We start from the raw sequence: 1185 nt of genomic DNA, 5'->3' as shown, positions 1-1185 counted from the left end.
GCCCTTGCCGGCGCCCCCGCCGGCGCGGTTCCGGCCGGTTCGGGCCGCCTCCCGGGTGCGCGACTTCGGTCGGTCCGACCCGGTTCGCGGCGGCTTCGACGCGGGCGGCTTCGGGCCTCCCGGGCCGGGGGTCGGCGGCAACTCCACGCGCCTGATGCCACACTTCGCGGAGCAACGGGCAGGACCGTCGGCGGCACGGCACGGAGCGAGGGATCGGACCAGATGGAGGGCAGCGCGGAGTATCGCCTGCCGAGCATGAGCGCGGGTCGACACGCGGCCGGCGGTGCGTTGCTCGGATGGCTCGACGACGAGGGCGCACCGAGGCTGTGTGTGGTGTCCGGTTCGTCCGGGGTCGGCAAGTCGCATCTGCTGGCCTGGTTGCACACCGCGTCGGAGGTCGCGAACGCGCCCGCGCGGCGGCGGATCCACGCCTTCGTACCGGCGCGCGATCTGACCCTGCCCAGCGTCACCGCGATCCTGGCCGCGCGACTGGGAGTGGCCGCGACCTCGCCGCGCGCCCTGGTACGGGCGTTGGCCCGCGCGCCTCGGCGGATCGTGATCGGCGTCGCCGACCTCGACGCCGCCGGTGTGCCCGGCCGACCCGGCGAAGGCGCGCGCGTCGTCGCCGAATTGCTCGACCCGCTGCTCGCACTGGCGCACGTGCGCGTACTCGTGGAGAGTGCCGATCCCGCGACGCGCACCGGCTTCGGCCGAATACCGGCCCCGGCGGTGCTCGATCTCGACGACGCCAGGTGGACGGACCCGAAGAGGTTCGAGCGCTGGTACACGGCGCTGCTGAGCACGTCGGCGTTCACCTCGCCGTTCGGGGCGAGGGACGTGTACCCGCATCCGGGTCTGGCCCGACTGGCGGCGTGCGTGGACGGCGCGCACGCGCCCGCGCTGCCGCCCGATTCGGCGTCGGGGACGCTGGAGGACCGGGCGATGCGGGTCCGCCAAACGTGGTGGGTGTCGGTGTCGCGAGAGGTCAGGGCCGCGATCGCGAGCCTGAGCGGGGTGGGGATACCGCTCACCCTGGACCGCTGGGAGAGCGCCTATCGGGCCCTGGACGGGGCCGCCGACCCGGACGCGGCATCGTCCGTGGCCCGCGCCGCCCGCCACCTCCCGACCGTGTTCGCGGGCCTGGCGGAGTGGGAGTTGCCGCCCGGCCCGCTCGCCGAGTTCGTG

Annotated in this window: 1 pseudogene; it reads left to right on the top strand. The window is 75.2% G+C overall.

From position 1 onward, the window contains the following. Positions 1–222 precede the first annotated feature (222 nt). Positions 223–1185, top strand: a pseudogene (locus GT354_RS14285) (ATP-binding protein); the annotation flags it as partial.

The organism is Streptomyces sp. SID3343 (assembly GCF_009865215.1).
Lineage (GTDB): Bacteria > Actinomycetota > Actinomycetes > Streptomycetales > Streptomycetaceae > Embleya.
The sequence above is the reverse complement of the archived record's forward strand: the minus strand, read 5'-3'. Positions and strand labels throughout refer to the sequence as shown.